The organism is Bacillus sp. JJ783 (genome assembly GCF_036963225.1).
Classification (GTDB): domain Bacteria; phylum Bacillota; class Bacilli; order Bacillales; family Bacillaceae_G; genus Bacillus_A; species Bacillus_A cereus_U.
In genome coordinates this window covers 27,615-42,848 of record NZ_JBALMG010000001.1, presented here as the reverse complement: position 1 = coordinate 42,848, position 15,234 = coordinate 27,615, and the positions used below count along the sequence as shown (strand labels likewise).

Genomic DNA, 15,234 nt, shown 5'->3' with positions numbered 1-15,234 from the left:
AAAGTAGAAGAACAGAAGAAAGCAGAAGAACAGAAGAAAGTAGAAGAACAGAAGAAAGTAGAAGAACAGAAGAAGATAGAAGAACAAAAGAAAGCAGAAGAGAAAAAGAAGGTAGAAGAACAGAAACAAACAGAAACAGCTAAGTAGCCTGAGCAAGTGATTTAATGAGAATGCTACTTCAACTAACCAATAATATTGTGGCTAGCACAACTTAGAGATCGTCATGAAAGAGAATAATGTATATAAGTGTGAGGGAGTATTTATCCTCGCACTTATTGTCTTGATCTCGTGTGCTTCTAATAGAAAATGTGTTGGAATGAGCTAAAAAAACTGAAAAATCAAAACAATATTGAGAAATAAAAATAATTGAAAATACTAAAAAAATATTGTTGTATTTATATAGGTTTGTTCGTTATAATGAACTTAAGGTTTTTAGAAAAGAACAAATATTAGCTAAGCTAATATAGTTTTAGTTACACCTCTTATTTTGAAATAAGAGATAAAAATACAAAAAACAGCTAGGGGGAATTGATTGTGAGTCTGAAAAAGAAATTAGGTATGGGAGTTGCATCAGCAGCATTGGGGTTATCTTTAATTGGTGGAGGAACATTTGCATTCTTTAGTGATAAAGAAGTATCGAACAATACATTTGCAGCTGGGACGTTAGATCTTACATTAAACCCTAAAACGCTTGTAGATATTAAAGATTTAAAACCAGGGGATACTGTTAAGAAAGAGTTCTTATTAAAGAACGATGGTAGTTTAACAATTAAAGATGTTAAATTAGCGACAAAGTACACTGTTACAGATGCAAAAAAAGATAATGCTGGTGAAGACTTTGGTAAGCATATTAAAGTGAAATTCCTTTGGAACTGGGATAAACAAAGTGAGCCTGTATATGAAACAACTTTAGCAGATTTACAAAATGTGGATCCAGATGTTTTAGCTAAAGACATCTTTGCTCCTGAGTGGGGAGAAAAGGGTGGATTAGAGGCTGGCACAGAGGATTACCTATGGGTACAGTTTGAATTCGTAGACAATGGAAAAGAGCAAAATATTTTCCAAGGTGATTCATTGAATTTAGAGTGGACATTCAATGCTAACCAAGAAGCTGGAGAAGAAAAATAATAAAGCAAAAAGCGGGGATTTCCCCGCTTTTTTTTATAAAGAAAAAAGAAGTGCCCGTTTTAAGCACTCTTTCATATGTATTATTGTTGATTTTTCTTCCATTGTGTAAATTCAAGAAATTCACGAAACTGTTCTTTTGAGACACCGGAGCTCATCGCATCTTTAACGAGTTGTGTCCATTCGGAGTCTAGATGACTTTCTGTTGTTGTTTCATCGTGAAGTAACGTATCAACTGGAATTTGTAGAACAGCTGAAATTTTTTCGAGAAACTGAATGGAAGGGTTTTTTTGTAAATTTCGTTCTATAGAACTAATGTAAGATTTAGCTACACCAGCTTTTTCGGCGAGTTCTGTTAGTGAAATGCCCTTTTGTAAACGAAGGCGTTTTATACGTTCTCCTATCATATTTGCGCACCTTTCTATCAATATGTAGTCGTCTTATGATGTGATTATTATAACATAAACTTCGTTAAAAAGAACGAGGCTATTGAGCCTGGCTCGTATGCTTCATACGTTGGAAAAAGTGTTCAATATCTTGCAGGGCAATGCCAGCATCTAGAGCTTCAAGTATTAAATCAATCCATTCTTGATCTAGTGAGTCAGCCTTATCTTTGTACAAATGTAATTCCTCCCTAATTATTGGTCATAATTGCTGCTACATAGTAGACGATAATTAATCGAATTTTATATTTTATGTATCAAATTATCGAATATTGTGTAGATGAAACAAAGATAAAATCCCCATTAAATTCTCTCTATGGAAATTATAAGGTTTCTGCCAAAAATTTTCAATATTTTCTGAAAACATTGTTGAATTGTGATATATTCGTATACTAACTATGAAATTTTTACAAATATATTAAAAAAATTACATAATATAACTAAATATTGAAAATATATTGAATTTTTAATAATATAGAATATGTAATACATATTTTATATTAGGGGAGGAAATAAGGGATGATAAAGAAACCATTTAAAGTGTTATCAACAATTGCTTTGACAGCTGCTTTAGGCCTTTCGTTTGGCGCTGGAAGCCAGTCTGCGTATGCAGAAACGCCTGGGGATAAAACAGCTACAAGTCCAGTTGATGATCACTTAATCCCAGAAGAGAGATTAGCAAATGCGCTAAAAAATCGTGGGGTAATTGATTCGTCAGCTTCAGAGGCAGAAACAAAGAAAGCTGTCGAAAAGTATGTAGAGAAGAAGAAGGGTGAAAATCCTGGGAAAGAAGCGACAAATGGGGACCCACTTACGAAAGATGCATCTGACTTTTTAAAGAAAGTGAAAGATGCGAAAGCAGATACGAAAGAAAAATCAGAGCAGCCAGCAAACGGGACTACAGCAGGAACAGGTCCAGTTAGAGGAGGCTTAAATGGGAAAGTACCAACTTCACCTGCTAAGCAAAAAGAGTATAACGGTGAAGTTCGTAAAGATAAAGTACTTGTTTTACTTGTAGAGTACGCTGATTTCAAGCATAACAATATTGATAAAGAGCCTGGCTACATGTATTCTAACGATTTTAACAAAGAACATTATGAAAAAATGTTATTCGGTAATGAGCCATTCGCGTTAGAGGATGGAAGTAAAATCGAAACGTTTAAACAATATTACGAAGAGCAATCAGGTGGTAGTTACACAGTGGACGGAACAGTTACAAAATGGTTAACGGTTCCTGGTAAAGCAGCTGATTACGGTGCTGATGCTGGTACAGGTCATGATAATAAAGGACCAAAAGGACCACGTGATCTAGTAAAAGATGCATTAAAAGCGGCTGTAGATAGCGGACTTGATTTATCACAGTTTGATCAGTTCGATCAATATGATGTAAATGGTGATGGGAATCAAAATCAACCGGACGGTTTAATCGATCACTTAATGATTATTCATGCGGGTGTTGGACAAGAAGCTGGCGGTGGTAAATTAGGTGATGATGCAATTTGGTCACATCGCTGGACAGTTGGACCAAAACCATTCGCAATTGAAGGTACAAAAGCGAAAGTTCCATATTGGGGCGGAAATATGGCAGCATTCGACTACACAATTGAACCAGAAGATGGCGCGGTTGGTGTATTCGCACATGAATATGGCCATGATTTAGGTCTTCCAGATGAGTATGATACACAGTATAGCGGTCAGGGTGAACCGGTTGAAGCTTGGTCTATTATGAGTGGCGGAAGCTGGGCTGGTAAAATCGCAGGAACAACGCCAACGAGTTTATCACCACAAAATAAAGAGTTTTTCCAAAAAACAATCGGTGGTAACTGGGCGAATATCGTAGAAGTAGATTACGAGAAATTAAATAAAGGTATCGGTCTTGCAACATACTTAGACCAAAGTGTTACGAAGTCAGATCGTCCAGGTCTGATTCGTGTTAACTTACCAGATAAAGATGTAAAAGGAATTCAGCCTGCATTTGGTAAACAGTATTACTACAGCACAAAAGGTGATGACCTTCATACAACGATGGAAACGCCACTATTCGATTTAACGAAAGCAACGACTGCAAAATTCGATTATAAGTCATTGTATGAAATCGAAGCAGAGTACGATTTCCTTGAAGTACACGCTGTAACAGAAGATGGACAAAAAACGTTGATTGAAAGAATTGGTGAGAAAGCAAATAGTGGAAATGCAGCTACGACAAATGGAAAATGGGTTGATAAATCATATGATTTAAGTCAATTCAAAGGTAAGAAAGTGAAACTAGTATTTGAATATATTACAGACGGTGGATTGGCGTTAAATGGATTTACACTTGATAATGCGTCACTAACTGTAGATGGAAATGTTGCATTCTCTGATGATGCAGAAGGTACACCACAATTCAAATTGGACGGTTTCGTTGCATCTAACGGAATGGATAAGAAAAAGCATAACTACTATGTAGAGTGGAGAAACTATGCGGGTTCAGATAACGCATTGAAATTTGCTCGCGGTCCAGTATATAACACTGGTATGGTTGTATGGTATGCGGATTCAGCTTACACAGATAACTGGGTTGGCGTACATCCAGGACATGGTTTCCTTGGTGTAGTTGATTCTCATCCAGAAGCAATTGCAGGAACTTTAAATGGCAAACCAACATTTAAAAGCAGTACGCGATTCCAAATTGCTGATTCGGCGTTCTCATTCGACAAAACGCCAGCTTGGAAAGTGGTATCTCCAACGCGTGGAACATTCGTATACGATGGATTACCAGGAGTACCGAAGTTTGATGACTCTAAAAAGTATATTAATGAGCAAATTCCAGATGCAGGACGTATTTTACCGAAGCTTGGTCTGAAGTTTGAAGTAGTAGGACAAGCTGATGATAACTCTGCAGGTGCTGTTCGTTTATATCGTTAATACAGTAAAACTACCGGGAGATTTTCTTTCGGTAGTTTTTTTGTGAGCAACGAATTTTATATAAAGGGAAAAGTTATATATAATGTAACTTTAAGAATAGAAATTTGTTACATATGAAGTCTATATAAATAATGAAAGAATTGGATAAAAATAGTGGGAGAAGGTGAGTGCATGAGTATTTCCTCTATTGTAAATAAACAAAAGGAATATTTTTATAAAGGACATACGAGAAGTGTAGAGACGAGAAAGAATAATTTGAAGAAGCTTTATGATGGAATTCAGCGTTTTGAGGATGAGATTTTTCAAGCGTTGAAATTAGATTTGAATAAATCAGTTCACGAATCATTTACAACAGAAATTGGATATGTACTAAAAGAGATTTCTTTTCAAATGAAGCATATTTCATCTTGGAGTAAACCAAAGCGTGTTCGCACAGCTCTTACTCATTTTGGATCGAAGGGGAAAGTAGTGCCAGAACCGTATGGTGTGACGCTTATTATCGCACCGTGGAACTATCCGTTTCAATTAGCAATTGCCCCACTCGTAGGAGCATTGGCAGCCGGAAATACAGTCGTTTTAAAGCCGTCAGAGTTAACGCCAAACGTTTCAAAAGTGCTTACGAGAATGCTAGAAGAATTATTCCCAGAAGAGCTTGTATCGGTAGTAGAAGGCGGTGCTCAGGAAAGCACTGCACTTTTAAAGGAACCGTTTGACTATATTTTCTTTACAGGTAGTGTTGGTGTTGGAAAAGTTGTGATGGAAGCAGCGGCGAAAAAATTAACGCCTCTTACGTTAGAGCTTGGCGGGAAAAGCCCATGTATTGTACATAAAGATGCAAAGCTAGATGTAACCGCAAGACGTATCGTTTGGGGCAAGTTTTTGAATGCTGGGCAGACGTGTGTAGCGCCTGATTATATGTACGTTCATTCTTCAGTGAAAGAGCAGTTAATCGAGGCATTACGACATGAAATCGCAGAGCAATATGGAAAAGATGCTTTGCAAAATGACAATTATGTGCGAATTGTGAGTGAGCGTCATTTTGAACGTCTATGTACATTTTTGCAAGACGGTAAACCTGTGATTGGCGGGAATTATACGAAAGAAACATTACACATAGAGCCTACAGTGTTAACGAATGTTACATGGAAAAGTGCTGTTATGGAAGATGAAATTTTTGGACCTATTTTACCAATTATAGAATACGACAAAATAGAAGAGGTAATTGAAACGATTCAGCACCATCCAAAGCCGTTAGCACTATATGTATTTTCTGAAGATAGAAAAGTGCAAGAGAAAGTGACGAGTAATATTTCATATGGCGGAGGATGTATAAATGATGTCGTATATCATCTTGCAACGCCATATTTACCTTTTGGGGGCGTTGGAAGTAGTGGGTTAGGCAGCTATCACGGTGAACAAAGTTTTCGGACTTTTTCACATTATAAAAGCATTTTGTCCCAATCTACAGCATTTGACATGAAAATTCGTTACTCTTCTACAAAAAGTGCTTTAAAATTCATACGAAAGTTGTTAAAATGATGATGGTGTTTATCAGTAGGCGTAGCCGTATGATAAAAACCCCTTCGCAACTGAAGGGGTTTTTCTGTTCGACATATGTATCATGCGAAAATGAATCAAACATACTACATAAAGAATAGAAGAGAACGCTGCTAAACAACCATTTTTGTTTGGATCGAAACAAAAAATAGTCTATAGAACATAAATATTTATTCATGAATATAAAAATTAAAATTTAAGGTAGATAGGACGGGAAAATGAAAAAGATTATTAAAGTTGAAGCAGTAGAAAAACATTTTGGAAATCAAGTGATTATCCCCCCTCTTTCTTTAGATATTAAAGAAGGAGAATTTTTAACAATTTTAGGACCGAGTGGTTGCGGGAAAACGACTTTACTTCGTATGATCGCAGGATTTGAAACGCCAACTAAAGGGAATCTTTTATTAGATGATGAAAAGATTAACGATTTGCCGCCATACAAGCGTCATATGAATTTAGTGTTCCAACATTACGCACTATTCCCACATATGAATGTTGAAAAAAATATTTGTTTCGGTATGAAAATGCAAAAAGTATCAGCAACAGAACAGAAAGAACGTGCGGAAGAGGCAATGCGTTTAACGCAGTTACTTGAGTTCCGTAATCGTAAACCGTCGAAGCTTTCTGGTGGACAGCAACAGCGTGTAGCAATTGCAAGAGCAATTGTAAACAACCCACGTGTATTACTATTAGATGAGCCACTTGGAGCGCTTGACTTTAAGTTAAGAAAAGATTTGCAACGTGAATTGAAAAACTTACAACGTAATTTAGGAATTACGTTTATATATGTAACGCACGATCAAGAAGAAGCAATGAGTATGAGTGATCGTATTGTCGTTATGAATAAAGGGCATATCGAACAAGTCGGCACGCCTAAAGAAATTTACAATCAACCGAAAACATTGTTTGTTGCAACATTCATCGGTGAAAATAATATCGTGAAAAATGGGGAAAACTACGTAGCAGTTCGCCCTGAAAATGTAAAAGTTCGCTCGGTTGAAGAGCCAATTTTAAAAGAATACCACCTTGGGCATATTGAAGATATTGAATTTGTTGGAAATATGGAAAAGCTATATGTACGTGAGGAGAAAACATCGGAATTACTAATGGCATATCAAACTGCTGAAGAAGCAACGCAGTGGAGCATTGGAGATAATGTATATGTAGGCTGGGAGCAAGAGGACGAGGTGACCTTAAATTGAAGAAAGGGAAATTACTCGCATTACCTACAGTCGTATGGCTGTTACTCTTCTTCCTAATTCCACTTCTGTTCGTATTAGCATTTGCCTTCATGCAGCGCGGAGCATACGGGACAGTGGAAATGAAATTTACATTAGATAACATAGCGCGTGTGTTTGATCCATTATATATGGGGACGTTATGGGAAACAGTGAAAATTGCGGTTATTACGACAGTACTATGTTTATTAATCGGTTATCCATTTGCCTATACAATTACAATTGTTGATCGTAAATATCGTTCTATCCTTTTATTATTGGCAACGATCCCGTTCTGGATTAACTTCCTTGTTCGTTCATACGCATGGATTGTTATTTTACGTTCACAAGGTCTTGTAAACACATTGCTATTGAAACTAGGTATTATTAGTGAACCTTTAAATCTGTTATACAATACACCTTCTGTAATACTCGGAATGGTATATTCTTTATTACCATTTATGATTTTACCAGTGTATGCAGCAATTGAGCAGCTTGATAAGCGTAAGCTAGAGGCAGCTTATGATTTAGGCGCAACACCAGTAAAGGCATTTTGGAATGTAACAGTACCGATGACGATGTCAGGGATTACTACTGGTTCTATTTTAGTATTCGTTTCCTCTATCGGAATGTTTGTTGTATCAGACGTTATGGGTGGATCGAAAGTAGCATTAATCGGAAACGTAATTCAAAACCAATTCTTAGGTTCACGTGACTGGCCGTTTGGCTCCGCGTTATCTATGATTGTTGTTCTATTCTCTGTTCTGTTAATTTACTTATATTATCGTGCAACGAAAGTATATAAATATGATGGAAACGGAGGGGAATAGGCAAAAATGAAGAAGTTTTTAGTTTCTTATTCTTGGTTAATCTTATTGTTTTTGTATTTTCCAATGATGGTTTTAATGGTATATTCCTTCAACGATTCTCGCATTAATGCGGAATGGGAGGGCTTTACACTCCATTGGTATACAGATTTATTTCAAAAACAAGATGTTATTGATGCGTTTGTAAATAGTATTACGATTGCTCTTATAACGACAATTGTGACGACAGTTCTTGGTGTGATTTTTGCTATTGCATTACACCGTTACAAATATCGTTTTGAAGGGGCCATTAACGGTCTTGTATATTTACCAATTTTAATTCCTGATATTTTAATGGGGTTATCTTTACTTATCCTATTTAGTCAATTAGGTATGGAACTTGGAAAAACAACAATTATTATTGCACACATTACATTCAGTATTTCATTTGTTGTTGTTATTTTAGCGGCACGTCTTTCTGGTATGGGACGTGATTTAGAAGAGGCTGCAAACGATTTAGGAGCAACGCCGTGGCAAACGTTTCGTTATGTAACGTTTCCAGCAATTGCACCAGGAGTTATTTCAGCCGCATTATTAACATTCACATTATCGATTGATGATTTTGTAATTAGTTTCTTCGTATCAGGACCAGGATCAACAACATTGCCATTATACATTTATAGTATGGTTAAGCGCGGAGTATCACCTGAAATTAATGCTCTTTCTACAATATTAATTGTTGTAATTGTAGGATTAATGGTGCTATCGGAAATTTTCCGTAATAAAGGTGCAGACGGTGAAGAAAACTCTGGAGGACACCTTCCTTTATAATACGAATGATATAGAAAGAACGAGGAGGTAAAAAAGCAATGAAATTGATGAAGACATTAGCTGGCGCAGCTATTAGCTTCGGCCTTGTTGCAGGTGTACTTGCGGGCTGTGGTGAGAAGAAAGAAGAATTGAATATTTATAGTTGGGCTGACAACTTTGATGAGCAAGTTTTAAAAGATTTTGAAAAGAAATATAACGTGAAAATTAACTATGATAAATATGCAAGTAATGAAGAAATGCTTGCGAAATTACAAGCTGGTGGCGCGACATATGATTTAATTCAGCCATCTGATTACATGGTGAAAACGATGGCGAAGATGGACTTATTAGCGCCTTTGGATAAGAAGAACATCCCGAACATCGAGAACCTTGTTTCTAATTTCAAAACACCTGCGTTTGATCCAGAGAATAAGTATTCTCTAGTATATACTTGGGGTGTAACAGGCATTGCATACAATAAAAAGTATGTGAAAGAAACACCTACAAGCTGGAATGATTTATGGAACGAGAAATATAAAGGACATGTTACTTTATTAAACGATTCTCGTGAAGTATTAGGAATGGGACTTAAGAAAAACGGTTTCTCTAATAGCACGAAAGAGGATGCACAGTTAAAGACAGCGTCAAATGATTTACAGAAGCTACTTCCAAACTTATTAGCATTCGATACAGATAACATTAAACAAAAATTCATTACAGAAGATGCATGGATCGGGACTGTATGGTCTGGAGACGCAGCATTTATTGCGAAAGATAACAAAGATGTAGGATACGTTGTACCAAAAGAAGGAGGCACAATTTGGGCTGACACGTTAGCGATTCCAAAAGGTGCGAAACATAAAGAACTTGCAGAGAAGTTTATGAACTACTTATTAGATGAAAAAGTAAGTGTGAAAAACTACGAGTCAATTGGTTACAGTAATCCAAATGAAAAAGCTCATCCTCTTCATAGTAAAGAATATCGTGATAATCACATGATCTTCTTAACAAAAGAAGAATTAGATCGTACAGAGTGGCTTGTTGATGTAGACGATAAGTTAAAAGACTACGATCGCTACTGGACAGAGCTGAAAACAAAAGGTAAATAAGTAAGAAAATGCGGTTTCTAAAGTAGAAATCGCATTTTTTCATAGTAGGAGGAAATCGATTGAAGAAAAAGTTACATCAGTATGAATTAATGTGTATCATTTTGTTGTTTGTTCTATTTAGCATCATCGCTTGGAGGGTACATGTAGGTGGTGTTACAATGATGGATACATACGTACGTGATATGGTAAAAGGATTACAAACGGAAAGCTTACTTACATTCTTCTCCTACTTTACAAAGCTAGGATCTGCAATTGGAGTTATAACGACACTAATTATAAGCTTGTTCGTTTTTTGGAAAAAGCGTTATTATGCTGCTATGATTGTGTACCCAATGGCTATATTAACGACACACCTTGTTAATAAGGGAATAAAAGAAATTGCAAAAAGAGACCGCCCATCATTAAATGAGGCACTTGACGCACTTGGGTATAGCTTCCCAAGTGGACATGCAATGCTATCTATCATAACATTCGGTTTTCTTGCCTATATCATTGCTGCGAATTTGAAAAGTATAGCTGGAAAATGTGGTATTACGATTTCAATGGGCATATTAATTATATTGATTGGATTAAGTAGAGTTATTTTAAATGTTCATTACCCGACTGATATTTTAGCTGGTTATTGCGCAGGTGGCGTGTTGTTAATCATAGCAATTTATTGTCATCGTTTACTTACCGAGAGATTGGGACTTAATAACGAAAGATAGAAAAACGTCTAGAAAAACTAGTATTATAGTTTTTCTAGACGTTTTTTGTTTATGGGGAGATGTGATACAGTATAAATGATAAGTGAATTATATAAAGTAGGTGAAAATGTGTGAAGACAAATGTACATAAAATTGATAAGTGGGGGAAGTTAGGAACTTTTTTGTATCAATTTCGTTATACAGTAATTGTAGCATTATTACTACTTGCGATAGTGCTCGGTATTTTTGCTCCAAAACTTCCAGGAGTATTGGGCGGTGATGGTTTCCAAACAGAAGGGGATTATCAAAAGACGAAAGAAATTTTAGATAAAGATTTTAAGCAGTCTCAAGATACACTTTTACTCGTTTTTGAGAAGGAAAAGAATACTTCGCATGAGGATTTCCAAAAGCGTATAGAGGGGATAATAAATCAAATTCAAGAGAAGGAAACATACGAATCTTTCCATCATCCCATGCAAAATAAAGAGATGTTACAAGATGATATCGGTTATGCGACGATTTTATTTTCCGGGAAAACAAATAAAGAACGAATGGAAAAGACATTACAATTCGCCGAAAAAATCGAGAAGGAAAGTAATAGCGTATTAAAAGTAACACCGACAGGATATCCGAAAATTAATCAAGAGATTAATGAAAGAACGCAAAATGATTTAAAAGTAGCAGAGATGATTGGATTACCTATTGCTTTTCTCGTACTATTATTCTCATTTGGTAGTCTGATTGCGTCTATTTTACCGATTGTAAATGGCGCGCTTAGTGTCATTAGTACGATGGGGATTTTATATTTTATAGGTAGTGATAAAGAGCTATCTATTTTCGTGTTAAATGTTGCGCCGATGATTGGGCTCGCATTATCAATTGATTTCGCACTGTTATTTGTAAATCGTTTCCGAGAGGAAGTTGCGAAGAGAACAGTGAAAGAAGCGATAGCGATTACGTATCAAACGGCAGGACGCGCTATCGTATTTTCAGGGTTATGTGTATTCGTCGGTTTATCAGGCTTATTTTTCTTTAAGATAGATTATATTCAGTCTGTTGCTATTAGCGGGATGATTGTCGTTATTATGAGTATTTTGTTTTCGCTCACACTTCTTCCGGCACTATTATCTTTAATTGGTAAAAGGATATTAAAAAAGAATCAGGCGGCGCCTACGCCATCAAAGGTCTGGCGTAAATTTGCACAGTTTGTAATGAAACATCCAATCGTCATGATTATTGTTGTTATAACATTTATTGTTATTTGTTTATTACCGCTACGTACAGCTAACTTGCAGTTTCCTGGTGTTGAAGCGTTACCTGAAAAGAGTGATACGAGAATTGCATTTGAGAAGTATGAAGAAGCCTTTAATAAGACTGTCAAAACACACGCTGATGTTACTTTAGTAGTAGAGACGAAGGATGATATAACAGAAAAAGAAAGCTTACAAAAGGTAGAAGATGTCGTTCAAAAGTTAAAAGATGACAAGCAAGTATATAAGGTGACAAGTGTATATGACGGGCTAAATGGAATGAAAGCAGATCAAGTTGCGGGAATGTTACAATCACCAGAAGCGGCGAAAATAGCTCCTGTATTTGAAGCGTATACGAAAGGAAATAAAACAACAATGGAAGTCTTTTTGGATACGAAGCCAAGTACAGAAACTGCAAAACAATGGGTTCGTGATTTCAAAAAGAATTATAAAGAAAACGATGTTACTTATTATTTAGGCGGGATGACAACGTTCCAACAAGAGTTGGAAGATGAAATTAAAGATAAAGTTGCAATTGGTATGTCTGTTATATTTGGGTCAACCTTTGTTATTTTATTATTCGCATTCCGCTCGATACTCATTCCAATAAAGGCGATTATTATGAATGTACTTAGTTTAAGTGCAACAATTGGAATTGTTATTTGGTTATTTGAAGGTGGTCATTTCGGATTAGATGAGAGTTCAGTTTTATTTGTATTACCAATCTTTATTTTCGGCCTCGTATTTGGGCTTAGCATGGATTATGAAGTATTTCTTATTTCACGAATCCATGAGTTATATGAGGAAACTGGAGATAACGATCAAGCAACGCTAGAAGGGCTTGTCTCGACAAGCCGCATCATTACATCCGCTGCTTTAATTATGATTGTTGTTACCGGTGCGTTCGCCTTTACTGATATTTTGCCAGTAAAGCAGATGGGTATTGGAGTCGCATTAGCGATATTTCTTGATGCAACAATTATTCGACTTATGCTTGTACCAAGTTTAATGAAATTGTTTGGAGATTGGAACTGGTGGTTACCATTTCGAAAGAAAAGAGAAAAATCATCGTAAAAAATGCTCATCTATAAGATGAGTATTTTTTTATGAATAGCGAGGCCTATATTTTGCAAATAGTATGTGATAAGAACAATACATACAAGTAGGTGAAGGCAATGTTTCGTTATTTTAAGTTTAAGCTAAATGATACAGTACAGTTTGCAGAAAAAGATGGGCATTTGTATCGCATTGTCGGTTATCGGTTAGAAAAAGGGTTTTATCCAAAAGATGAATGGACTCATATCATATATGAGTTACTTAGAGACTTTGACGGGTATACGATGGATGCGGAAGAAGAGGAACTTGTAAAAGTCATTCAAGTAGAGGATGAGTATTATAAAATACAAGAAGTATCGGGATATCGTTATCCAGTAAAAATGAAGCAAAAGCAGCAAGTTATGAAAGGAGAGAAAATAGACGACTTATTAGATACGTACAACGACTATAAACGATTGGCGGATTTTTTTAAAGATTTATTGTATGAACAAAAAGCTGAAGAAGTGTTGCAGGAGATGAAAAGGCTTAGAGCGTGAGGGGACAGTCGATTATAAGACTGTCCTCTATTTTTGACGGTGCATCAAAGTATGTTTTCCGTTACAATGAGAGAATCAATAGAAATAAGGTGATTATAGTATGGAAACAAAGAAAAAGGGCGAATGGTGTGAAATTACGGTTCCAGCAATGTGGAATGGTATAAGTATTGAGTCTTTGTTAAAAGTAGAATGGGAAGTACCAAAAAAGTTATTACATCAGCTTCGTATGGAAAAAGGTGTTACGGTTAACGGAGAACAGAGGAGATGGAATGAACTTTTAAAAGAAGGAGAGAAGTTACAAGTTCATATGTTTATGGAGGAGGAGTACGGCGTAGAGCCGGAATATGGTGAATTAAATGTAGTGTTTGAAGACGATCACGTACTCATTGTAAATAAGCCTGAGCAAATGGATACACACCCTTCTGAAAAAAATGGGACGGGAACACTTGCCAATCTTGTTGCTTTTCATTTTCAAATGCAAGGTTTAGAGACGAAGGTTCGTCATATCCATAGGTTAGATAAAGATACGACAGGTGGTGTTGTATTCGCAAAACATAGAATTGCGGGTGCAATTATGGATCGTTTATTAATGGTACGGAAAATTAAAAGAACGTATACGGCACTTGTTGAAGGAAAGGTAAAAAAGAAGCAGGGGACAATTGACGAGGCCATCGGAAGAGATCGACATCATGCTACAAGGCGCCGTGTTTCTCCAAAGGGAGACCAAGCTATAACGTATTATAAAGTAGAGAAATATTTTAAAAAACAAAATGCTACGCTCGTAACGTTACAGTTAGAAACCGGTAGAACGCATCAAATTCGCGTTCATATGAGCTATAATGGAAATCCATTAGTTGGGGATGTATTATATGGTGGGCAAACAAAATATATGTCCGGGCAAGCGTTACATGCGATGAAGATTAATTTTTTGCATCCGATTACGAAAGAAGAGATCGTGGTTGACGTACCTTTCCCTACAAATTTAAACGACACAATGAAAAAATTTGAAAGAGAAAATGGGTAAAGTGTAAGCTTAAAGTTGAAAAAGGTAGATTTTTGCAGGGATTTCTCTAAAAGAGGCGAAGCCGTTAAGAGAAAAGAGAGGTGAGAATTACTTGATCAAATATAAATATATGCTAGGGATATTTTTCGCTTGTCTTTTACTTACTCTATGTATTTATCCATATTTACCAACTCGTATGGCAGTGCATTGGAACGAGAATGGTGGAGCGAACGAGTTTATGAGTAAACAAGTTGTCGTATTATGTATTCCTGTCCTTATTACTATTTTACATGGATTAATATATATTATTTCACATAATGTATATAAGTTTAATGAAGGAGAGCATTTCATTATAAGTGGATTTATAAAGAGTATTACTTTATTTATGATGTTTGTCCATATACTAATTCTCTTTATTAATTTGGGAAGTATTATATCCTTTCAGACAGGACTAACGATTGGAATTAGTATGTTTCTTTTTATGTTTAGTAAAGTGTTTAAAAAGGTGAAGGATAGAGAGAAAGAACCGATCAAATTACAAAAGATCCGTTTAGTTAGTAGGCGAATCTTTCAAGTGATGGCATGCAGCGTATTATTTTCATTGCTTTTGAGCCTGAAGTGGGGATTTTATTTGTTAATTAGTGTAATAAGCTGCGGGTCTATTTTGTTTATGTTCTACATTTTATACGCATACATATTAGAAAGCTATGAAACATAAAAAAAGAGTCT

The 15,234-nt window shown here is 36.0% G+C and carries 14 protein-coding genes; 12 read left to right on the top strand and 2 right to left on the bottom strand.

From position 1 onward, the window contains the following. The first annotated feature begins 534 nt into the window (after window positions 1-534). The gene (gene calY, locus V7038_RS00215; RefSeq protein WP_002202718.1) at window positions 535-1,128 is read left to right on the top strand and encodes a biofilm matrix protein CalY; all 594 of its coding nucleotides are present in this window, start codon (window positions 535-537) and stop codon (window positions 1,126-1,128) included. Between the two features lie 80 nt (window positions 1,129-1,208). Here the strand turns inward: calY and V7038_RS00210 are convergent, their stop codons facing one another. Together V7038_RS00210 and V7038_RS00205 are read right to left on the bottom strand one after the other, a co-directional pair. After that, window positions 1,209-1,532, bottom strand: coding sequence for a helix-turn-helix domain-containing protein (locus V7038_RS00210; RefSeq protein ID WP_002064339.1), 324 nt, complete (start codon window positions 1,530-1,532; stop codon window positions 1,209-1,211). A gap of 79 nt (window positions 1,533-1,611) precedes the next feature. Continuing rightward, the gene (locus V7038_RS00205; protein ID WP_002011474.1) at window positions 1,612-1,746 is read right to left on the bottom strand and encodes an anti-repressor SinI family protein; all 135 of its coding nucleotides are present in this window, start codon (window positions 1,744-1,746) and stop codon (window positions 1,612-1,614) included. 341 nt (window positions 1,747-2,087) lie between these two features. On the opposite strand from V7038_RS00205, the gene inhA1 reads away from it, so the two are divergent. The 11 genes from inhA1 to V7038_RS00150 all read left to right on the top strand — a co-directional run bounded on the left by inhA1 (window position 2,088) and on the right by V7038_RS00150 (window position 15,223). After that, window positions 2,088-4,475 (top strand): M6 family metalloprotease immune inhibitor InhA1, encoded by a 2,388-nt coding sequence (gene inhA1 / locus V7038_RS00200; RefSeq protein ID WP_002202717.1) that lies wholly within the window; start codon window positions 2,088-2,090, stop codon window positions 4,473-4,475. 171 nt (window positions 4,476-4,646) lie between these two features. After that, on the top strand, window positions 4,647-6,014 hold the full coding sequence (locus tag V7038_RS00195) for an aldehyde dehydrogenase (protein WP_002202716.1): 1,368 nt from the start codon (window positions 4,647-4,649) through the stop codon (window positions 6,012-6,014). A gap of 236 nt (window positions 6,015-6,250) precedes the next feature. After that, entirely contained in the window at window positions 6,251-7,234 is a 984-nt protein-coding gene (gene potA / locus V7038_RS00190; protein ID WP_002011479.1) for a spermidine/putrescine ABC transporter ATP-binding protein PotA, read from the top strand. After that, window positions 7,231-8,079: a spermidine/putrescine ABC transporter permease PotB gene (gene potB / locus V7038_RS00185; protein ID WP_002126118.1), complete on the top strand. Its 849-nt coding sequence runs from the start codon at window positions 7,231-7,233 to the stop codon at window positions 8,077-8,079. The genes potA and potB overlap by 4 nt, the downstream gene beginning before the upstream one ends. A gap of 6 nt (window positions 8,080-8,085) precedes the next feature. After that, window positions 8,086-8,886, top strand: coding sequence for a spermidine/putrescine ABC transporter permease PotC (gene potC / locus V7038_RS00180; protein ID WP_002149696.1), 801 nt, complete (start codon window positions 8,086-8,088; stop codon window positions 8,884-8,886). Between the two features lie 38 nt (window positions 8,887-8,924). Beyond that, window positions 8,925-9,974 carry a spermidine/putrescine ABC transporter substrate-binding protein PotD gene (gene potD, locus V7038_RS00175; protein WP_002202714.1) on the top strand — a complete coding sequence of 350 codons (1,050 nt, stop codon included), beginning with the start codon at window positions 8,925-8,927 and terminating at the stop codon, window positions 9,972-9,974. Between the two features lie 59 nt (window positions 9,975-10,033). Beyond that, entirely contained in the window at window positions 10,034-10,681 is a 648-nt protein-coding gene (locus tag V7038_RS00170; RefSeq protein ID WP_335468671.1) for a phosphatase PAP2 family protein, read from the top strand. 110 nt (window positions 10,682-10,791) lie between these two features. Then, the gene (locus tag V7038_RS00165; RefSeq protein WP_002202712.1) at window positions 10,792-12,984 is read left to right on the top strand and encodes an MMPL family transporter; all 2,193 of its coding nucleotides are present in this window, start codon (window positions 10,792-10,794) and stop codon (window positions 12,982-12,984) included. A gap of 101 nt (window positions 12,985-13,085) precedes the next feature. Beyond that, window positions 13,086-13,502 (top strand): hypothetical protein, encoded by a 417-nt coding sequence (locus tag V7038_RS00160; RefSeq protein ID WP_002158768.1) that lies wholly within the window; start codon window positions 13,086-13,088, stop codon window positions 13,500-13,502. Between the two features lie 100 nt (window positions 13,503-13,602). Further along, the gene (locus tag V7038_RS00155) at window positions 13,603-14,526 is read left to right on the top strand and encodes an RluA family pseudouridine synthase (protein WP_335468669.1); all 924 of its coding nucleotides are present in this window, start codon (window positions 13,603-13,605) and stop codon (window positions 14,524-14,526) included. Between the two features lie 91 nt (window positions 14,527-14,617). Then, window positions 14,618-15,223: a DUF1648 domain-containing protein gene (locus V7038_RS00150; protein ID WP_002201274.1), complete on the top strand. Its 606-nt coding sequence runs from the start codon at window positions 14,618-14,620 to the stop codon at window positions 15,221-15,223. The last annotated feature ends 11 nt before the right edge of the window (window positions 15,224-15,234 follow it).